This window comes from Acinetobacter sp. S-1, from assembly GCF_059579785.1.
On the sequence record NZ_CM184207.1, the window covers coordinates 2,547,520 to 2,567,993 of the forward strand.

General features: G+C 39.1%; 17 protein-coding genes. 9 read left to right on the plus strand and 8 right to left on the minus strand.

Annotation, left to right across the window (positions count from 1 at the left end; genetic code table 11):
- Positions 1–30 precede the first annotated feature (30 nt).
- Both AC52J8_RS12175 and AC52J8_RS12180 read left to right on the plus strand, forming a co-directional pair.
- Positions 31–1,389, plus strand: coding sequence for an aromatic acid/H+ symport family MFS transporter (locus AC52J8_RS12175; RefSeq protein WP_086400095.1), 1,359 nt, complete (start codon positions 31–33; stop codon positions 1,387–1,389).
- Positions 1,390–1,433: 44 nt separating this feature from the next.
- Positions 1,434–2,690 (plus strand): OprD family outer membrane porin, encoded by a 1,257-nt coding sequence (locus tag AC52J8_RS12180; RefSeq protein WP_086400096.1) that lies wholly within the window; start codon positions 1,434–1,436, stop codon positions 2,688–2,690.
- A gap of 100 nt (positions 2,691–2,790) precedes the next feature.
- Here AC52J8_RS12180 and AC52J8_RS12185 read toward each other — a convergent pair whose 3' ends face one another.
- Both AC52J8_RS12185 and hrpA read right to left on the minus strand, forming a co-directional pair.
- A complete protein-coding gene (locus AC52J8_RS12185; RefSeq protein ID WP_060465968.1) occupies positions 2,791–3,897 on the minus strand; it encodes a beta-ketoacyl-ACP synthase III in 1,107 nt (368 codons plus the stop codon).
- A 95-nt stretch (positions 3,898–3,992) separates the two neighbouring features.
- Positions 3,993–7,850, minus strand: a complete 3,858-nt coding sequence (gene hrpA, locus AC52J8_RS12190; protein ID WP_086400097.1) for an ATP-dependent RNA helicase HrpA — start codon at positions 7,848–7,850, stop codon at positions 3,993–3,995.
- A 352-nt stretch (positions 7,851–8,202) separates the two neighbouring features.
- On the opposite strand from hrpA, the gene ahpC reads away from it, so the two are divergent.
- A complete protein-coding gene (ahpC, locus tag AC52J8_RS12195; protein WP_003652649.1) occupies positions 8,203–8,766 on the plus strand; it encodes an alkyl hydroperoxide reductase subunit C in 564 nt (187 codons plus the stop codon).
- Positions 8,767–8,960: 194 nt separating this feature from the next.
- Positions 8,961–9,176: a KTSC domain-containing protein gene (locus tag AC52J8_RS12200; RefSeq protein ID WP_005070287.1), complete on the plus strand. Its 216-nt coding sequence runs from the start codon at positions 8,961–8,963 to the stop codon at positions 9,174–9,176.
- Positions 9,177–9,241: 65 nt separating this feature from the next.
- On the opposite strand, the gene AC52J8_RS12205 is transcribed toward AC52J8_RS12200, so the two are convergent.
- Positions 9,242–9,829 carry an O-methyltransferase gene (locus tag AC52J8_RS12205; RefSeq protein WP_032037833.1) on the minus strand — a complete coding sequence of 196 codons (588 nt, stop codon included), beginning with the start codon at positions 9,827–9,829 and terminating at the stop codon, positions 9,242–9,244.
- 45 nt (positions 9,830–9,874) lie between these two features.
- The gene (locus tag AC52J8_RS12210) at positions 9,875–10,093 is read right to left on the minus strand and encodes a DUF1653 domain-containing protein (protein WP_032006575.1); all 219 of its coding nucleotides are present in this window, start codon (positions 10,091–10,093) and stop codon (positions 9,875–9,877) included.
- Positions 10,094–10,352: 259 nt separating this feature from the next.
- Between AC52J8_RS12210 and ahpF the strand changes: the two genes are divergently transcribed.
- The gene (gene ahpF / locus AC52J8_RS12215) at positions 10,353–11,918 is read left to right on the plus strand and encodes an alkyl hydroperoxide reductase subunit F (protein ID WP_086400223.1); all 1,566 of its coding nucleotides are present in this window, start codon (positions 10,353–10,355) and stop codon (positions 11,916–11,918) included.
- A gap of 172 nt (positions 11,919–12,090) precedes the next feature.
- On the plus strand, positions 12,091–12,435 hold the full coding sequence (locus AC52J8_RS12220; RefSeq protein WP_002121546.1) for a hypothetical protein: 345 nt from the start codon (positions 12,091–12,093) through the stop codon (positions 12,433–12,435).
- Between the two features lie 60 nt (positions 12,436–12,495).
- Here the strand turns inward: AC52J8_RS12220 and AC52J8_RS12225 are convergent, their stop codons facing one another.
- Entirely contained in the window at positions 12,496–13,107 is a 612-nt protein-coding gene (locus AC52J8_RS12225) for a glutathione binding-like protein (RefSeq protein WP_002121577.1), read from the minus strand.
- A 207-nt stretch (positions 13,108–13,314) separates the two neighbouring features.
- Complete coding sequence (locus AC52J8_RS12230; RefSeq protein WP_086400098.1) at positions 13,315–15,753, minus strand: ExeM/NucH family extracellular endonuclease; 2,439 nt, start codon at positions 15,751–15,753, stop codon at positions 13,315–13,317.
- 145 nt (positions 15,754–15,898) lie between these two features.
- Here AC52J8_RS12230 and trmB point away from each other — a divergent pair, with 145 nt between their 5' ends.
- The 3 genes from trmB to AC52J8_RS12245 all read left to right on the plus strand — a co-directional run bounded on the left by trmB (position 15,899) and on the right by AC52J8_RS12245 (position 18,088).
- Positions 15,899–16,615, plus strand: a complete 717-nt coding sequence (trmB, locus tag AC52J8_RS12235; protein WP_002121537.1) for a tRNA (guanosine(46)-N7)-methyltransferase TrmB — start codon at positions 15,899–15,901, stop codon at positions 16,613–16,615.
- Positions 16,616–16,787: 172 nt separating this feature from the next.
- Entirely contained in the window at positions 16,788–17,162 is a 375-nt protein-coding gene (locus tag AC52J8_RS12240; RefSeq protein ID WP_017386358.1) for a hypothetical protein, read from the plus strand.
- A 299-nt stretch (positions 17,163–17,461) separates the two neighbouring features.
- Positions 17,462–18,088, plus strand: a complete 627-nt coding sequence (locus AC52J8_RS12245) for a glutathione S-transferase family protein (RefSeq protein ID WP_086400099.1) — start codon at positions 17,462–17,464, stop codon at positions 18,086–18,088.
- A 14-nt stretch (positions 18,089–18,102) separates the two neighbouring features.
- On the opposite strand, the gene AC52J8_RS12250 is transcribed toward AC52J8_RS12245, so the two are convergent.
- Complete coding sequence (locus AC52J8_RS12250; protein WP_086400100.1) at positions 18,103–18,882, minus strand: Rossmann-like and DUF2520 domain-containing protein; 780 nt, start codon at positions 18,880–18,882, stop codon at positions 18,103–18,105.
- A gap of 93 nt (positions 18,883–18,975) precedes the next feature.
- Positions 18,976–20,397, minus strand: coding sequence for an OmpA family protein (locus AC52J8_RS12255; protein ID WP_086400101.1), 1,422 nt, complete (start codon positions 20,395–20,397; stop codon positions 18,976–18,978).
- Positions 20,398–20,474: the final 77 nt, after the last annotated feature.

Below are 20,474 nucleotides of genomic sequence, written 5' to 3' on the forward strand. Positions count from 1 at the left end.
GCGATGCTTCACAAATTGGAGGTGAAGAAAATGGATACGAGCAAAGTTAATATTAATGAGTTAATTGATAAAGCCAGTTTTACCTCTTTTCATTGGAAAGTTTTAATATGGTGCTTACTTATTATTATTTTTGATGGATATGATTTAGTTATTTATGGGGTTGCTCTTCCGCTGTTAATGCAGCAATGGTCATTAACTGCTGTTGAAGCTGGTTTACTCGCCAGTGCTGCGCTATTTGGGATGATGTTTGGTGCCATGATTTTCGGCACACTTTCAGACAAACTGGGACGTAAAAAAACCATCCTGATTTGTGTCACCTTATTTAGCGGATTTACCTTTATAGGTGCCTTTGCCAAAGGGCCAACTGAGTTTGCTATTTTACGCTTTATTGCAGGCCTTGGTATTGGTGGCGTTATGCCAAACGTCGTTGCGCTTATGACCGAATACGCACCAAAAAAAATCCGCAGTACATTAGTGGCAATCATGTTTAGTGGCTATGCAATTGGTGGCATGACATCTGCTCTACTCGGTGCATGGCTAGTAAAAGATATGGGCTGGCAAATCATGTTTTTAATTGCGGGTATTCCCCTGTTGCTGCTCCCACTCATCTGGAAATTTTTGCCAGAATCTCTCACCTTTTTAGTGAAATCGAACCATAGCGAACAGGCGAAAGGTATTGTGAGTAAAATTGCACCTCAAACTCAGGTAAACGCCAATACTCAACTGGTATTAAACGAAAGCACAACAACAGATGCACCTGTCCGTGCGCTTTTCCAACAAGGTCGTACCTTCAGCACATTTATGTTCTGGATTGCTTTCTTTATGTGCTTACTCATGGTGTATGCCTTAGGAAGCTGGTTACCTAAACTCATGCTGCAAGCGGGCTACTCATTAGGTGCGAGCATGTTATTCCTCTTTGCACTCAATATTGGCGGTATGGTCGGTGCAATTGGTGGCGGTGCTTTAGCAGACAGATTCCATTTAAAACCTGTCATTACCATTATGTTTATTGTGGGATCAGCAGCTTTAATTCTGCTTGGCATTAATAGTCCACAATTTATTTTATATAGCCTAATTGCGATTGCTGGGGCTGCAACAATTGGTTCACAAATCTTACTCTACACTTTCGTGGCACAGTTCTATCCAACAGCACTTCGTTCAACTGGCATGGGCTGGGCATCTGGAATTGGTCGTATTGGCGCAATTATTGGACCAGTTTTAACCGGAGCCCTACTCACACTTGAGCTTCCTCACCAAATGAATTTCTTAGCGATTGCAATTCCGGGTGTGATTGCTGCACTTGCAATATTTATGGTCAATCTAAAAGCCTCTGTCGCCGCACAAACGCCATCAACTTTTAACCCTCAAAACACGCTTACCCAGCAGTAAACATAAATGCGCCGAGGACTGGCGCATCTTTTTGGAAATGGATTATGGAATTATTACATCGCTTTAAGCCATGTGCTTTAACTTTCGCAACCTTAGTGTTGATGTATGGCAATTCATTCGCTGCGAATCCAAATCAGCAAACTGAAGATGAATGGAAATTCACTTTAAAAAACGCCTATATCAACCGTAATTTTGATAATGATGCACTTAAAGATACTGGTAGTTGGTCTCAGGCAGCGTCATTATTTTATAAATCGAAAATGCATGACACCCCGTTAGTCATAGCAGACAAGCCTATTACGATTGGTGCAGATGCTTCTGTACAATACGCCGTGCGCTTGAGTTCAGACAAACATGTTGCGGACACGGTTTTGCCTTTTAATAAAGAAACTCAATCACAAGCATCTGACTTCTTAAAATACGGCGCCACTTTAAAACTGGGATATGACAAAACACTTTTAAGTGTCGGTGAACTCTGGTTAGACTTGCCTGTAACGGCTGTGGATGCCAGCCGACAATTGCTTGCTTCTTATTGGGGAACCAACCTTAAATCGCAACTTTCAGATCAGCTGTATGCAGAAATTGGCCGAGTGGAAAAAGTCTCTCCACGAAATGAAGAAGACTTTAAAAAGTTTTCATTCACGGCAAATGGAATAACTAAAGAATCTGATGGTTTAAATTACATAGATCTGCGCTATCAATTTACGCCATCACTCAAGGGTGAATACTATTTTGGTAATTTAGAAGACCTCTACAACAAACACTATGTAGGGCTTGAGCATAATTGGAAACAACCTAATTTTGCGCTTACGTCTAAGTTTAAATATTTCAATGCAAAAGATGACGGCAATACTTTTGATATTGATGCGCAAAACATTGGGGTGTTAGAAACACTTAAAGTAAAAAATCATACCTTTGGTTTAGGTTATCAACAAATTATGGGTGAGTCGGCTTATCCATTACCGGATGGTTTCTTACCAGAGACGTATTTCATTAACTGGAACGCAACTGGATTCTTTAAAGAAGACGAAAAGTCTTACCATGTCATGTATGGCTATGACTTTAAAGATTATGTACCGGGCCTAAATGCGATGGTGAAATATGTCTATGGCCATGATTTTAAAGCAGCCAATGGTGAAAAAAACCACGAAACCGAATCGAATGTGATTTTAAATTATGCGTTTCAGCAGTCATTCTTAAAAGGCGTCGCTCTGCAATATATTCGAATTGATTACAACGTTAAACATGGCAATGACTTTGGTGAAGATCGCCTGTTTGTAAACTACACCAAAAAGTTTTAATCATTTTTGATTCAATTGAAGCGGGCTAATTTTAGTCCGCTTTATTATTTTCGACCCATAAAAAAACGCTCTTACGAGCGTTTTTAATTAATCTTGTAGCTTAAGCAACATGCTTTTGTACAACAATTGAGCCTACTGAATAACCAGCACCGAAAGATGAAATCACGCCATACTCGCCATTATCTACTTCGTGTCCTGTACGATGTAAAGCAATAATAACGCCTGCTGAAGAGGTATTTGCAAACTCATCTAAAATAATTGGTGCACGGCTTAAATCAGCTTCTTTACCAGCAACATATTTCAAGATTAGTTCATTCATGTTGGCATTCGCTTGATGTAACCAGAAACGCTTAATATCGTTTGCAGTTAACTGCATTTTTTCCAACTGCGCATTAATGATTTTTGCCACTAACGGACAAACATCTTTAAATACTTTGCGGCCATCTTGACGGAATAACTTGTCATCAACGACCGCATCTTCGCTACGGTTTAAGAAACCAAAGTTATTGCGAATGTTGTTTGAAAATTGAGTAAATAAATGAATATCTAAAATTTCAAAACCAGTCTTAGTAGTGGTTTCTTCAATAATAGAAGCCGTTGCAACATCACCAAAAATGAAGTGGCAATCACGGTTGCGGTAGTCTAGGTGACCAGAAGTAATCTCGACATTTACCAATAAAACACGGCGAGCACCTGAACGAATTGCATCAGCCGCTTGTTTCAAACCAAAAGTGGCAGCTGAACATGCAACGTTCATGTCGTAGGCATAACCTTGAATGCCAAGTGCCGATTGAATTTCAATCGCTACAGCTGGATAAGCACGCTGCATGTTTGAACATGCCAAAATTACAACATCGATATCTTCAGCAGTTACATCTGCATTTTCCATTGCCTGTTTCGCAGCAATAACACCCCACTCTGCTTGAAGTGAAAGTTCATCATTTGAACGTTCAGACAAACGAGGACGCAAGCGATTTGGATCGAGAATACCCGATTTTTCAATCACGTAACGGCGCTTAATACCAGACGCTTTTTCAATAAATTCAGCACTAGAACCACGTAACTCTTCTAGCTCACCTGCTGCAATTTTCTCTGCATTCTCTTGGTTATATTGTTCCACATAAGCATTTAAACTGTCGGCCAGTTCTTCATTAGAAATGATTTCTGTTGGGTGAAATAACCCAGTACCTGTGATACGAATGCCCATGTAAAACTCCTAAAAAAATGAATAGGGTCTGTTAATCTTTCATTTATAAATTGCGTTGTAGGCTAAACAACAGCATAAACAGACCCCGATCTATCTTAACTGATTCCCAAACGATCCCATAACTTTTGCAGTCGAGTTGGCGAAATAGGCATCTTGGTTTTCATCGGTTGAGAAAATAAAGAAATGCGGAATTCTTCCAACATCAAATACAATTCTTTGATTTTTGGATCGTTTTTGAATTTAAACACCTTGTCCATCCATGGATCGACTTCGTCAATTGCAGCATGATCTCGCTGTAGATTATTTGGCAATCGATCTAAACGCAATAGCAGTGCTTTTAAATATCGCGGATATTCCTGCCAAAGATCGACTGGTTGACGGTAAACAAAATTGCCAAGTGACATTAAATCTAACTGATCTTCAATATCATCAATACTGCGTCCAAATACGTCTGGATCAAGTACTAAAAGCTGACGACGAATTTGCTGCCACTGAATATAAATATCACTTAATTGCTCAAGTGCTTGCTGACCATAACTCAAAAATTGTTTTTTGACCTGATCTAGCAGCTTATTAAATTCGTCAGCGTTAATTGGCAAAGTCGTAATTGCCATTTGCAAGGTTGCATAGACTAACATCTGCTCAAGCTTAGCTTTATCGCCCAAAGGTGAATAAGCCAACGCGAGCGGTTTTGAAATCTGCTTTTTCAACTGACGAACCAAATCGCCAAGTTGCATATGGACTAGACGAATAACACCTTCACGATGCTGTTTAATCGCCTCAGCCTGATCGTTAAACGTTTGAATAACAATGCCTGACTCATCTTTAGCCTCGAGGTCAGCAAAAGCCTTGGTCGGAACTAAAGCCTGATATTGCTTTACTACAACGCCCGTAACTTTATGAGAAGCCTCGAAAGTAAAGTTTTCAGGAAAGTCCTTAAACTCACCTTTTTGCTGTTTAACTGGACGATGCGTTTCTACGCGACAACGTGCTTTTAACTCAGGTAAATCACGCCCTTTCGCAATCAGCTTACCTTTTTCATCAATCACTTTAATGAAAGGTACCAAATATGGATCAATACGTTCAAACGAGAAATCTTTTTCAGTAATTTGCTCACCACGCAAGGCAAAAGCTAAATAACTAAAAATATGTTCACGTAAATGTACCGCATCAACCCCTTGCATGAGCTTACGAGCTGTATCAGGAATTGGCACCACATTACGACGCTTGTCTTTAGGTAAAGCTTTGAGTAAAGCCTCAATTAAATCTTGTCGCCAACCTGGAATTCCCCATGACCAGATATTTTCATCAACTTGAGGCAGCGCCTGTACAGGAATTTGAACAGTGGCACCATCTTCGTCATGGCTCGGGTCAAAATGATATGTGGTTGCTAAACGCAGCTGCCCATTGTGTAAATGATCTGGGAATTGCTGCGTAGTTGGCCGATCATTGAGCCAGAGCGCATCATCGTCAATAAATAAATAACGAGGATTATTTGCTTCTACCGTTGCACGCCAGTCTTCAAAACTACGGCGACTCGCGATTTCCTCAGGAATTTTCGACGCATAAAACTGATAAATTGTTTCTTCATCCACCACCAAATCACGGCGTCGCAATTTATCTTCAACTCGCTCTACTTCTTCAAGTTTAAGTAAGTTGTGTTTTAAAAATGGTGGAACTGTACCCAAGTTACCCGTAGTTAATGCATCGCGTAAGAAAATCTCATGAGCAGCAGGTTGGTCAACTTTCTCAAAATTAATTAACCGCTTTGGCTCAATAATTAAACCAAATAAAGAAATTTGCGCATACGCATTGATGATTCCCGCTTTCTTAGACCAATGTGGCTCAAAATAGTGATATTTCAACAAGTCGCGTGCAGCAAGCAAAATCCATTCAGGGTCAATTTTGGCTAAAGTACGTAAGTACACTTGAGAGGTTTCGACCATCTCAAAAGCCATCACCCAAGAGGTATTGGTTTTATGCAGCGTACTTGCAGGGAAAACTTTGGCCTTTTGCTGACGCACCGCCATAAAGGTATTACGTTCATCAGTTTTATTGGCAATGAAGGATAATAAACCTGTCAGCAATGCACGATGCAAGTTTTCATAATTCGCAGGTTTTTCATTAAAGCTCAGTTTTAAGCCTTCGGCTAACTCAACCAATTGCTGATGTGTCTGTTTCCATTCACGTAAACGCAACCAGCTTAAGAAATGCTGCTTGGCAAATTGACGCCGTTTATTTTCAGACATTCCTGCTTCGCCTTTAGGATTTAAAGTCTCCCAAAGTTTTAAATAAAACAGAAAATCTGAATCCGCTTCTTTGAATAATGCATGCTTTTGGTCAGCTTGCATTTGTTTATCTGCCGGACGCTCACGCGGGTCCTGAACAGCTAAAGCACTTACTACAATTAAGATTTCTTTGAGTACGCCAAAATGAGCACCGCCCACGATCATACGAGCGAGTCGCGGGTCAATTGGCATACGAGCCATCATTTGACCGACTTTAGTCAGTTCGTTTTTCTTCTCGTTAAGTGCGCCTAACTCAATCAGCAACTTACGGCCATCATTGACTAGGCGGAAATCTGGCGGCTCAATAAAATCGAAGTTTTCTAACTCACCTAACCCTAAACTCTGCATTTGCAAAATAACAGATGCTAAGTTGGTTCGTTTAATTTCAGGTTCGGTAAATTCAGGACGACTTAAAAAGTCTTCTTCGCTATATAAACGGATACACACACCCGGAGCAATACGACCACAACGCCCTTTTCGCTGATTGGCCGCAGCCTGAGAAATTGCTTCAATTGGTAAGCGTTGTACACGAGAACGGTAGTTATAACGCGATATACGAGCAAAACCGCTATCAATCACATAGCGAATATTTGGAACCGTAAGTGCAGTTTCGGCCACGTTCGTCGCAATAATAATACGACGACCTTTTCCACCCGGACTAAAAATCTTCTGTTGTTCAGAAACAGCTAAACGCGCATACAACGGTAAAATTTCGGTATGTCTTGGCCCGTACTTTTGCAAGGTTTCCTGCAATTCTCGAATTTCTTGTTCGGTACTTGAGAAAATCAGAATATCGGCATGTTCAGGGTGACCTTTTGCTTCTGCATCAGCAAAGCATTCTTCTACCGCTTGTACCACTGCACGCGGAAGGTTTTCTTCAAAATCATCAAACTCATCGTCATCACTACCACCAATATTCATTTCTGAAATTGGGCGATAAAGTACTTCGACAGGATAACTACGCCCTTCTACTTCAAAAATAGGTGCGTCATTAAAGTAATTACTAAAGCGATTTACATCTAAAGTTGCCGAAGTCACGATAACTTTTAGATCTGGGCGTTTTGGTAGTAACTGCTTTAGATAGCCCATAATAAAATCTATATTGAGTGAGCGTTCATGCGCTTCATCAATAATGATCGTGTCATATTTAGACAAATAACGGTCATTACCTAACTCGGCAAGCAAAATACCATCGGTCATTAACCTTACGATAGAGTCCTGCGAACCTTGTTCATTAAAACGGATTTTAAAACCAATCGATTCGCCAAGCTTTTCGCCGACTTCTTCTGCAATACGCTGAGAAACACTACGTGCAGCTAAACGACGTGGCTGGGTATGACCAATCATTCCCGTTAAACCACGGCCCGCTAGCATTGCAATCTGAGGAAGCTGGGTGGTTTTACCTGAACCCGTCTCACCTGCCACAATAATCACCTGATGCTTTTGAATCGCATCAATTAAACGGTCTGCATATTGGGAAACAGGTAAATCCTGATTCAGTTTGATTTTAGGAAGACGTTCAAATCGCTGCCTTACTTTGGCATTAGATTGTTCAAATAATTTTTCAATCTCTGCTGTATTGGCTTTTTTATCTTTACGCAAACGATTTAAACGGTAACGATCTCTTGCCATCACCCACTGATCAATATTTAAATCATTCTGCACAGACAAATTTTCCTGAAAATACAACAATCCTCTATTTTACGCTCTAATGACCATAAGGTAAAATAGTTGGTTTTTTATATATTTTTAATTTTTTAAAATTTTACCCTTGAATTTTGATTCACTAGACTTCATGTTGTTAGGCAAGTTTCTTTTACGATAACTGTCATTTGATTTACATGTTTTTGCAGTCAAATCGAATACAGTGTGTGGGGACTTAAAAATCGTAAATTTATCACTTATTCGATTTTCCGATTTTAGTCATGTAAAAATACTATTTCCCCAATAAAGAATTTTTATTTATTCTACATCTCGTAAACAAGTTTAAATATAAACCTCAATCATGGAGACAATGATGAGCTTGATTAATACTGAAGTTAAACCATTCCAAGCAACTGCTTACCACAACGGCCAATTTGTTGAAGTTAACGAAACTAACCTTAAAGGTAAATGGTCTGTTGTATTCTTCTATCCAGCTGACTTCACTTTCGTTTGTCCAACTGAACTTGGTGACTTAGCTGACAACTACGCTGAATTCCAAAAACTTGGTGTTGAAATTTATGCTGTATCTACTGATACACACTTCACTCACAAAGCTTGGCACGACACTTCTGAAGAAATCAAAAAAATCCAATACCCATTAGTTGGTGACCCAACTTGGACTCTTTCTAAAAACTTCGACGTTCTTATCGAATCTGAAGGTTTAGCTGACCGTGGTACTTTCGTTATCGATCCAGAAGGTAAAATCCAAATCGTTGAACTCAACGCTGGTGGTATCGGCCGTGACGCGTCTGAACTTCTTCGTAAAGTAAAAGCTGCTCAATACGTACACGCTCACCCAGGTGAAGTTTGCCCAGCTAAATGGAAAGAAGGCGAAGCTACTCTTGCTCCATCTATCGACCTAGTTGGTAAAATCTAATCTCTTATTAGATTTTAAAAACTCAAAGAACCATCCCTCATCGGATGGTTCTTTTGTTTTGAATAAGCACATCACATTTTCTACTGATACTTTTACAATTATGCCCTTCCCCATTACATGAAGTTTGAGTAATGTCGAATAAACAACCAATGTTTTTTGAGCTTAAGTAATATGAAATAAAAGGGGAAAAATTTATGGCGAATACTGTGGCAGTCACTTCATGGAAATACAATGCGACTTCACGTCATCTAAAAATATTTTATAGCGATGGTTCAGGCGAACTTTATCATCCTGTACCAGAATTTATTTATGACAACTTATTACGATCAACAGACAAAGCTGCTTTTGTACATAAATATTTAGAATTCGACTTACACTTTACTCGCCTATCTTTAGTGAATGCTTCATAACATAATGAAATAAGGCCTGCTTTGAACAGGCCTTTATGAATGAATAAATCAGATTTTTAAATGGCTTACCTTGCCACTACAATGCATAAACCAGCGCCTACAGGCAAAATACTGCTCATAAAATTTTCATCTTTTTTAATTAAAGCTAAGAATGAGCTGACTTCAGCCGCATGTGAAATAACATTATCAATAATGAGTACGCCACCTTTTGGCTTCATCAGCCGTTTTAAATCTGGCCAATAATTCTCATACGCAGGACGCTCAGCATCTAACAAAATAAAATCGAAAGTTTCATGAGTTTCTTTTAAATAGTCGGCTGCATCTCCAACCCAAAAATCTACCAATTCATCTAATGCCAGTTCAGTCGCATGGCGTTTAGCTTCATTACTACGATTGGCATCAATTTCAAGCGTGGTTACTTTTCCATGAGTAGCTTGAGCAGCCTCAGCAAGCCATAAAGTAGAGTAACCTGTTGAAGTCCCAATTTCTAAAATTGATTTAGCTTGCTGCATCCGAATAAATTGCGATAGTAATTTTGCAGACTCCGCCTCAATATTACGATACCGCAGCAAACGATCTGTCTGCTGTGCATCATGTCGTTTAAAGGTGTCATATAAATCGGCAACTCTTTGTAAGAAAAAAGTATTTGGCATATATTCACCCTTTAAAATCGTTATTTTATATAAAAGTCGTTTGAGTTAAGTGCTTTGAATTAACTTGAAACGCGGCACGATGCTTCCATCAGCCATTTGCACCGTTTCAGTAAACATATTTAGCGGACGTACCCAAGTTGAATAGTCACCGTAAAGACACTGATAAACGACTAACTCTTCTTCAGTCTCGCTGTGTTTTGCCACAGAAAAAACTTGATAGAGATTACCTTTATAATGCTGATAAATGCCGCGTTGCAATGACATGAAAGTACCTTTTAATGTTATGACATAAAATCTTTACAGCCATATAACATATATATAAATTTTTAAATACTTTCACTTTAAAACACTACAAAACATAAAAAAGAACATTTTAGAGATAAATTATTGATCTTACTTATTAATAGCCTCAATAATTCAAAAAACCGATTAAATCTATAAAAACATACTGTTTCACCTATTCTGTGTTTTCACGTACTATGCATCTATTGAAAGAATTTGGATGCATTGGAGTAAAAAACAGATGTTAGATCAAAACATTAAAACTCAATTAAAAGCTTACTTAGAACGTCTAGAAAGTCCAATCGAATTAGTTGCTGCCTTAGATGAATCAGACAAAGCAGCTCAAATTAAAGAGTTGGTGAGTGAAATCGCTGAGCTTTCTGACAAGGTGACTGCCCGTTTTGACGGTAATAATACACGTCGTCCAAGCTTTGGTGTGGGTAAAGCAGGTGAACAACCTCGTGTGTTCTTTGCAGGCTTACCTATGGGCCATGAGTTTACGTCTTTGATCTTGGCACTGTTACAGGTGTCTGGCTATGCACCTAAAGTGTCAAATGAAGTACTTAACCAGATTAAAGGTTTAAACCTCAAAGCCAACTTTGATGTGTTTGTATCACTCAGCTGTCATAACTGTCCGGACGTGGTACAGGCGCTTAACCTGATTGCCATTTATAACCCGAACACCACGGCAACCATGATTGACGGTTCATTCTTCCAAGACGAAGTGGAACAACGCAAAATCATGGCAGTACCGATGGTATTCCAAGACAACGAACACATTGGTCAAGGTCGTATGACGCTTGAAGAGATAGTGGCGAAACTCGACACTAACTCAGCTGAAAAAGATGCAGCGGCACTCAATGCCAAAGATGCTTTTGATGTGTTGGTGATTGGTGGTGGTCCTGCGGGCGCAACAGCAGCAATCTATGCTGCACGTAAAGGTATTAATACCGGTATCGTGGCTGAACGCTTTGGTGGTCAGGTCATGGACACCATGGACATTGAAAACTTCACTTCTGTGCAAAAGACTCAAGGTCCTAAGTTTGCTGCCGAGATGGAAGCCCATGTCCGTGAATATGATGTCGATATCATGAACCTGCAACGTGTCAGCAAAATCACAGGTGCCAACCAGACTGCAAATGGCTTGGTTGAAGTTGAACTTGAAAACGGTGCGAAACTTGAATCGAAAACCGTAATCCTTTCAACAGGTGCACGTTGGAGAGAAATGAATGTACCGGGTGAGCAAGAATACCGTACCCGTGGTGTCGCGTACTGCCCACACTGTGATGGTCCGTTGTTCAAAGGCAAACGTGTTGCCGTGATTGGTGGCGGTAACTCAGGTGTTGAAGCTGCGATTGACCTTGCAGGGATTGTTGAGCATGTCACTTTAGTTGAGTTTGATACTAAACTTCGTGCAGACCAAGTGTTGCAAAACAAATTGCATAGCTTGCCAAACACAACGGTGATTATGAATGCCTTAAGTACAGAAGTGTTAGGTGATGGTTCACAAGTGACTGGTCTTAAATATAAAGACCGTGCGACTGATGAAGAGCATGTGGTCGAGCTTGCAGGGATCTTTGTACAGATTGGTTTACTGCCAAATACTGACTTCTTGAAAGACAGTGAAGTTGAGTTAACCAACCGTGGCGAGATCATTGTCAATGACCGCAACGAAACCAATGTACAAGGTGTATTTGCTGCGGGTGACTGTACCACTGTACCTTACAAGCAAATCATTATTGCTACAGGTGAAGGCGCTAAAGCATCGCTCTCTGCGTTTGATTACATCATACGTTCTGGGCAGTAAAATCGGTCAAAATCATTATTATTTATTTCAAGCCTAGCATTACAAAATGCTAGGCTTTTTTAATACTAGAGTTACAACTTTTTAACAATTTTCGATCTTTATTAATCATTTACTTTATGTTTATATTTTAGACATCCATATTTGGATGCCATGAATTAGAAGGAAAAACACAATGAATAAATTACTTGTTGCTTTAGGTCTTGCTGCGACTGTTGCCCTTGTTGGTTGTAATAAAGATAAAGCTCCAGAAACTGGCGCAACTACAGGTGAACACTTAGAAAATGCTGCTCAACAAGCAAGTGCTGATATCAAATCTGCTGGTGATAAAGCTGCTGACGATATTGCAACTGCAACTGATAATGCTGCTGAGAAGATCGATGCTGCAACCGATCACGCTGCTGATGCGACTGCTAAAGCTGCAGCTGAAACAGAAGCGACTGCACGTAAAGCGACTGCTGATACAGCTCAAGCTGTTGAAAATACCGCTGCTGAAGTGAAAAAAGACGCTCAACACTAATCGTCTTTAGTATAAAAAAGCCCCTATTGATTAGGGGCTTTTTTTGGCTCTTAAAATCTTTTATGAAATTAAGCCTTCGTCACGCATCGCAATTTGTACAGATTGACGCTCTGCAACTTTATTACGTAATGCAATAATGTGCTTATACGGTGTTAAGTCGTGCTCAATTGAGTTTGACCAATTTGTTAAAACAAATAGATAAGCATCTGCTGGACCAAAATTATCATTTACCAAATAATCGTAATCAGATTCAGACAAATAGTTATCGATATATTTTAAAAGACGGTCGATTTCTGCATAAGCTTTGGTTTTTTCATCACTTGTTAACGGTGCCCCAAAGAAAACTGCATAAGCATCATGCAATTCAGAGTTCAAATAACCCAACCATTCCAATACTTTCGCACGGCCCATCCCTGATGGCGGAATTAAATCCTGCTTAGGATCGTGCTGAGCAAGGAAAGGTAAAATCGCAACGTTTTCAGTTAACATTAAACCCGGATTAATTTCTAAAGCTGGTACATATCCTTTTGGATTAATCTCGTAATAATCTGCACCTTTTTCTGTTTTATGTGTTTTTAAATTTACTCGTTCTAAGTCAAAATCAACATTAATTTCATTTAAAATAATATGTGCAGCTAAAGAACATGCGCCTGGCGAATAATATAATTTCATATCTGATCCTTGTTATCTCATATTAACGTTTTAAATTGCTTCTAGAAAACCTGCAAGGTTTGCACAATTCTTTAATTGTAAAAAAGCGTAAACTTATAAAATACTTATACCATCTAATATTCTTGAAAAATTTATTCCTTGCAAGTTGTCTTGCGTGACGATTGTTTAAAATATGATAAAACACATTTACGTCACGCAATTTTTCTATTAATTACGTTTAAAAAGCTGGCTAAGCCAATTCACTAATTCAGTTAAGAAATCAAAAATACCGTTTTTCTTATCATCATCAGGCTGGCTTGAATCTTTACCATTTAAATCCAGATCAACAATTACCGGATCATGGTCTGAAGAACGATAAGCATCTTCACCATAGAACAATGCCTTTTGCTCATCCGTTTTATATTCTTCGTTGTAGTCTAAAACGGTTGGCTCATCTGCATTGATATGCCATGCAAAGGTTCTCACTACTTTTGGATATAGAGCTGCGTCAGCAATTGCATGGTCTAAATTACCTGCTCCACCATTACCGTTGGCATCACTCGCAACACCAAACACATAGCTATATGCCTCTGCACCCTGTCCTACCTTAGCGTCATTAAGCAAAACTTTGTAGTTTGCTTTTTCAAATGACAAAATAGGTTCTTCTTTTGCATAGCTGTTCATATCCCCTACAAGTAAAGCATTTTGCTTAGGGACTTGAGTTGGATTTTTCGCCAACCACTGCACAATTTGATCAACAGCTTTCACACGAGTCGGGTTCCAGCAGCCTTGACCATCTTTTTGGTCTGCATCAATAGAGCTAGCATCCACCCCACTACAGCTTTTCGATTTCAAGTGATTTGGAATAACGGTAAAGGTTTTATTACCACGAACGGCTTGGAAACTTTGCGCCAATGTTGTTCGGTTCTTGTCGCCCAAATCAAGCACAACGGGTTTATTTAAAGGTTTAACACGCTTGCTGTTATAAATAATAGCAACTGCGATTGCATCACCACCTAAACGGTCTAGATTTTCAGGAACGACGTATTTCCAATCGCTACCTAAAGCTTTGGTCAAATTGGCAATTGCACTATTAGGCCCATAACCATTGTTCGCAATTTCCATTAAACCATACACATCGGCATCAATTGCTTTGAGAGCACTCACAATTTTACGGTGCTGTTTATCAAACTCAGTTTGTGTGGTTGCACCACGCTCTGTTGGGAAACCCGTTGCACCATTGTCATAGTTCAAAACGTTAAATGAAGCTACACGAATGTGATTAGCATTTTTGGTAATGACATTTTGACGCGGGTTTGTTTGAGTAATTACTTCAGGTTGATTACGTCCAAGCACTGGTTGCACACGCCAACCATTAAAACGATATTCTAAAATCCCTTCAGCATTTTTAAGTTGATAACCCGAACGTAGCGTATTGACAGCGCTAAAATTTGTCGGTAACCATGGAGTACGGTTTTGGTTGTTATAGCCGTCATCAAAAATAATTTTCGACAATAAATTCTTCTGAGCAAGAGCTTTGGCTTCTGGAGATAGTGCAGGATATAAATTAGTCGGAATATATAAACGACCTAGGCTTAGAGATAGTTCACCATAACGGCCGTAATTGTAGTTCTCGCTTACCGTTAAAGTCTGAGGTAATTTAACCAACATACCTTGATAACGCTGTGGAGAATGGGTTGAACCACCTGTTAAGCTAGCAAATGGAAGTTCAAGGCTAATTGGCTGTACCTGATTTGCCATATTGCTATTACAAGTTTGAATATCTTGTTGTAATTGATCGATCTGTAGCTGATTTTGATAAGTCGTTAAACGACCACGCAAAATAACTTCATCGCCAACTTGACCACCTTTTACAACGCTGCTATTTGGAACATAAACAAAAATAGCATTACTGACATTCGCACGTGCTTTGGTGTCAGGTGTTTGAACATAAAAACCAGAGAAACCATTGGCATAGCGATAGTCGGCAGTAATTACCCCACGTACGGTATAGCTCTGGTTTTGTGCTGCGGTTGCTAAATCAGCAATTGGTGTATCCGAGCTTGAACAACTCACCGTTTCAACAGGTGGCTGTGTTGTAGAACCCGATAAATTTGAAAAGTCATTTCGATTTGTCCAAGCTGACCATGAACGGTCCAAATCAAATGCTGCAGTTGCATCAATACTTAAAGCTGGGTTCTCAGTTTCAATACGCTTAAAACTATTTCCCAAGCTTGAAACAGCTGTTCCCCATCCAGCTTCCGGTCGCTCACCAATACGCCCAAAACGGTCTACAGGCGTACCTTTATAAACAAGTACAACCGCATCATCTCCATTAAAAGATAATGCAGCGACCTGATTGACTTTACTACCAAGTTCAGCCTGTAACTCAGAACGACCTACCAAAAACTTCTGCTTACTGGTTAACGATCCTTGTAAACGGAAAACTGCTGTTTTTGCTGTACCGCCATTATTAAATTGTTGAATCTCATAGTCGGCTAAATTAACTGTAGTCCCATCTGGATTATAAATTTCCAAACCTTTGCGGTTACTACTGCCGTCAACATATTGACTAAACATGAGCTGTGCTTGTGCCCAAGGACTATATGTAAAAGCACCAAGTGCCCCTAGTAGCACAGAAAGTGTGCGTAATTGAAAAGTTTTCATGAGTAAATATGTTCATTTGAAATTTATATAGATTCTTAGATTAAATATTGAACATGACATCTACATGAAGAAAAACACCGAAACATTTGACTTGACCACATGAAGACTTAAAATACCGCATTTGAATTTCAATATTGCCAAGGTTATGTCGATCGATCAGTTAGAAACGCAAATTGCAGACTTAGACAATTTGCCTGAACACCGTGAAATTGTGACGTTTATGCGTCGTTCAGCACCACTTAATACGTCTCAACGCACGGCATTAGAACAACATCGCGATTTAATTTTGGAATATCCTGTTGGTGACTTACGTCAGCACTTCGAACATCCAGAACGTCCTTTAACTGTTGAAATCGGTTTTGGTATGGGTCGTTCATTAGTGCTTATGGCAAAAGCAAACCCTGAACGCAACTATGTGGGTATTGAAGTTCACGTACCTGGTATTGCTCAGTGTCTTTATGAAGCAGGTATGGCGGAACTTAAAAACTTACGTGTACTTGATGCAGACGCGATTCAGGTTTTACGTGAAATGCCAGACAACAGTATTAACTGTGTACAACTTTACTTCCCAGACCCTTGGCAAAAGAAACGTCATTTCAAACGTCGTTTTGTTATTCACGAGCGTATGCAATTGGTTGAACAGAAACTTGAGCTCGGTGGTACATTCCACGCAGCAACAGACTGGGAACCGTATGCTGAATGGATGCTTGATATTTTAGACAACCGTCCAGACCTTGAAAACTTGGCGGGTAAAGGTAACAGCTACCCACGTCCAGAATGGCGCCCAGTGACTAAGTTTGAACGCCGTGGTATTGAGTCAGGTCATAAGATTAATGACTTTATCTTTAAAAAGATAAAGTAAATAATAAAAAAGGCCTAGTTTATTACTAGGCCTTTTTTATTTTAAAACCAATCTAGTGAATAAGTAGAATTAAAAATTAACTGAGTATAAAGATTTAAATGAAAATAACTTTTGAATTATTAGTTATATAAATATAATAATAACCACCATTTTAACTAGACAGAAAATAACAATGAAGCTTTTCGCATTTCTAATTTGCATAATTGTCTCAAGTGGCTGCTTTGCCTCAACTCAAGAAGACTTTGAACTTAAATATTACAAGTTAATGGAACGATACATTCAAACACAATCAGACAGAAATCAAATCATTTCCACAGAAGCGAAAACTGAGCAAGAAGATCTTGTTAGGTCTAATAAACTCAAAGCTCTTGATTGCAAAGGATGGAAAGAAAATATTGAACTTTTTGACTTTATCTTAAGTAGATTTAAAGAATATGAATCAGCCTCAGAAGAGGTTAGAACAATGGGATATACTAAAGAAAATCTACAGGAGGATTCTGAATGGCTGCGCGAGCAATTAGACAAGCCAGAGAACAAATGTAAATAAACAAAATTCAATGAACCGCCGAAGTGAAGTGCGGTTTTTTATTACCTACTAAAAGCGGATACAGACAACGTAACAAGCAGATACTTATTTTACTTCTAATTACCAGCATCCCCTTCTTGAGGTATATTATCTTCCTTTATTCCCCCCCTAAAATAAAAAGCTCTCAATCATTATAATTTTCTTTAAATGTCACTTTAGCTATTCTCTAGACTTATTAATATTCATAAATCATGTTAAAAATATAAAAATGAACGCTTCAACAACTAATTACTTAAACTCACGAGAAGTCAGAAAATACTATGTTAAAAATTTTAGGGCGCGATAATTCCATCAATGTTCGCAAAGTCTTATGGCTGTGCGAAGAATTAAATCTTGAATATGAAAGAGAAGACTGGGGACGAGGCTTTCGCTCTGCTCAATCACCTGAATATTTACAATTAAATCCAAATGGTCAAATTCCTGTTGTTTTAGATGGCGATTTAGTCCTTTGGCAGTCCAACAGTATTATCCGTTATTTGGTAAATGCGTATGATAAAGAACATCAGCTTTACCCTATTCAAGCAAAAGAAAGATTTTTTGTTGACCAATGGATTGATTGGCAAGCGATCGAGCTGAATAACAGCTGGACTTATACTATTATGTCTTTACTTAGACATTCACCAGATCATCAAGATCCAAACTTATTAAAACAAGGTATTGATGACTGGAATCATCATATGCAGATTCTCAATCAGCAACTTGCAAAAACCCAAGCCTATGTTGCTGGTTCACAATTTAGCTTGGCCGATATTCCAATTGGCCTGTCTGTACAACGTTGGAAAGCCACTCCTTTTGACCATCCAATGCTTAAGCAGGTTGACCAATATTTTGAACGTTTAAATCAACGTGCGGGTTTCTTAAAATGGGGCAATAACGGCGAACCTTAATTTTTAAATAAGCTTTAAACCGAGTGATGGCGCTTTACGATGCCATCACTTAAAAGTTGATACACCTGTTTTAAATCATCCCGTTTTCCTTGAGCCAATAAGTCTTGATGCATTACCAAGATATTCTGATCTCCCCTTACCGCAGGCCCAGTTTGCATTTGCTTTGGATCATTTTCAGTCGCTTTTTTTGCTGTTTCTATAATTAAAGGATAGAGCAAACTAAAGTCGACCTGCTCTTTATCTACTACCTGCTTTGCCATATCAAAACAATAGTTACTAAAATTACAGGCAAATACTGCTGCTAAATGCAAACTTAAACGCTGTTTTGAGGTGTATTGATATACTCGATTACTTAGGCTATTTGCTAAATCTGAAAGTAGTTCTTGATCAGTATCTGTTACCGCTTCCACAAATAATGGTGTTGCTGACCAGTCAACGTCTCTTTCAAGGCTAAATGTTTGTAATGGATAAAACACCCCTGCTTTTCCATGTACCTGACTGATGACTTCAATATCTGTGCTACCAGAGGTGTGAACCATAAGTGTGTCAGGAAAGAATTCATGAACTTGTTTTGCAAGCTCTGCAATCGCACTATCTGAAACCGCTAAAATGATAAAATCGGTCGGTTGAAATTCGCGAAGAGACTGACATGCTTTTACCTGAAATTGCTTTGCAAACTTTTGGGTTTTCTCAAAATCACGCGCATACACTTGTACGATGTGATGACCTTGGCCCAATAAAGCCTTTGCCAAATGAAAGGCAACTCGCCCACTTCCCACCAAACTGATTTTCATATCAATCCAACACTATTTATTTCAACAAAAAAGCTTCTCAAAATGAGAAGCTTTTTTCAAATTTAAATATCTAATTTTTCATAAATCAGAACATTATTGAGCTACTGAAAACTCAATACGACGATTTTTAAAACGTCCTTCTTCTGTCGTGTTCTCTGCAACAGGCTGATCAGAGCCATGGCCTTGTGCAACTAATTTAGATCCGTCTACACCCTTAGATGTTAAATAGTCGACCACTGCTTGAGCACGGCGTTGTGATAAAGCTTTATTTGCTGCTGCATTACCCGTAGAGTCAGTGTGACCACCTACATTTAATTTCACGCCACTGACTTTATTTAAAAGTGTTGCAGCTTGATCAAGAATAGCTTTGTTGTCTGCTGGAATATCACTTGAGCCACTCGCAAAGTTAATGATTTGCAAGTTAAGTGCTTTTACTAATGCATTTACATCGACATTGTTCGGGTCAATTGAGCTTAAAGCTGTTTGTGAAGCACTTAAACTATTACTTACGGATTGCTCAGTTGTTTCTGGTGCCGTAGAAACAACTTCAGTGTGAGGAACAAGAGCTTTTACTTTTGCGGTTAATGCTGATAACGCTGCTGCGTCCCCTGCTTTCAAAGTAATTTTGTCACCTATCCATTCTAAAGATGCATTTGGCACACCTTTTAAGGCACCAAGCACGCCAGCAAGTGCATCTTTATCTGTAAATCCAGCTGCATATGTTTGACTAGTATCAACGTTACAATCTTGAGTTGATGAGAAAACCTGCTTAACTTGTGTTTGTAGGGTTGCTAAGAATCCTTGATCGCCAATACCTGCCTGACACTGGCTAACAGCACCTTTATCATCTGTGCTTAAAGTTAAACTCGCAGGTGCAGCTGCGGAAGTAGCCTCAACACCACTGGCAGCCGTTGGTTCTGGTGCTGGCACAGCTTCTTTATGCTGACAAGAACGCCACAACCAAGCAATAATAAGACCCAGAATAATAAGTGCAATAATAGGCAAGAATCCACGAGATTTGCCTGTATTTTCAGTCGCAGCGGCAAGTGGAGGTGCTGTTGATGGAGTAACAGAAGACAAGCCCGCACCAAGTCCTAAAGGAGCTAATAAACCCACTGCCCATCCCGGCAAATGTGAACGAATTGTTTCTGCATGCTGACGTAAATAATTTACAATACTCTGTTGATCATTTCCGGCAACGTCCGAAATTGCATTAAGACTAGGTTTAATCGCGCTGTTGAGTGTACCTTCTATTTCATTATTTGGTGCTGTACCGCTTAAGTGAGTCAGTACAGTATTCTTGATTTGGTCATTATGAGAGAAAAGGTCTGATAATGAGGGAGCCAAACTGTTTTTTAATTGTCCAATAAGATCAGGTTTAGCAGCTAATAGTGAAAGCAAAATTGGATAAAACTTAGATAAAGCATTCGATTTTTCGCCTAGGTATCCATCCTGATTATCTAATATTGTTGATGATACTTTTTCTTTAAGCAGTTCTATAGGGTTTATCGACATTGGTTATTCTCCCGAATTTTATACGTCGTAACCAGCAACTTTTGATTATTCAAATACTTCTCTTTGCTGATAGTTTT

Coding starts and splice junctions, on each gene's coding strand:
- ahpF (WP_086400223.1), top strand. CDS start 10,353: ATGTTAGATCAAAACATTAAAACTCAATTAAAAGCTTACTTAGAACGT.
- AC52J8_RS12180 (WP_086400096.1), top strand. CDS start 1,434: ATGGAATTATTACATCGCTTTAAGCCATGTGCTTTAACTTTCGCAACC.
- ahpC (WP_003652649.1), top strand. CDS start 8,203: ATGAGCTTGATTAATACTGAAGTTAAACCATTCCAAGCAACTGCTTAC.
- AC52J8_RS12175 (WP_086400095.1), top strand. CDS start 31: ATGGATACGAGCAAAGTTAATATTAATGAGTTAATTGATAAAGCCAGT.
- AC52J8_RS12250 (WP_086400100.1), bottom strand. CDS start 18,882: ATGAAAATCAGTTTGGTGGGAAGTGGGCGAGTTGCCTTTCATTTGGCA.
- AC52J8_RS12225 (WP_002121577.1), bottom strand. CDS start 13,107: ATGAAATTATATTATTCGCCAGGCGCATGTTCTTTAGCTGCACATATT.
- AC52J8_RS12220 (WP_002121546.1), top strand. CDS start 12,091: ATGAATAAATTACTTGTTGCTTTAGGTCTTGCTGCGACTGTTGCCCTT.
- AC52J8_RS12255 (WP_086400101.1), bottom strand. CDS start 20,397: ATGTCGATAAACCCTATAGAACTGCTTAAAGAAAAAGTATCATCAACA.
- AC52J8_RS12185 (WP_060465968.1), bottom strand. CDS start 3,897: ATGGGCATTCGTATCACAGGTACTGGGTTATTTCACCCAACAGAAATC.
- AC52J8_RS12245 (WP_086400099.1), top strand. CDS start 17,462: ATGTTAAAAATTTTAGGGCGCGATAATTCCATCAATGTTCGCAAAGTC.
- AC52J8_RS12230 (WP_086400098.1), bottom strand. CDS start 15,753: ATGAAAACTTTTCAATTACGCACACTTTCTGTGCTACTAGGGGCACTT.
- AC52J8_RS12240 (WP_017386358.1), top strand. CDS start 16,788: ATGAAGCTTTTCGCATTTCTAATTTGCATAATTGTCTCAAGTGGCTGC.
- AC52J8_RS12205 (WP_032037833.1), bottom strand. CDS start 9,829: ATGCCAAATACTTTTTTCTTACAAAGAGTTGCCGATTTATATGACACC.
- AC52J8_RS12200 (WP_005070287.1), top strand. CDS start 8,961: ATGGCGAATACTGTGGCAGTCACTTCATGGAAATACAATGCGACTTCA.
- trmB (WP_002121537.1), top strand. CDS start 15,899: ATGTCGATCGATCAGTTAGAAACGCAAATTGCAGACTTAGACAATTTG.
- AC52J8_RS12210 (WP_032006575.1), bottom strand. CDS start 10,093: ATGTCATTGCAACGCGGCATTTATCAGCATTATAAAGGTAATCTCTAT.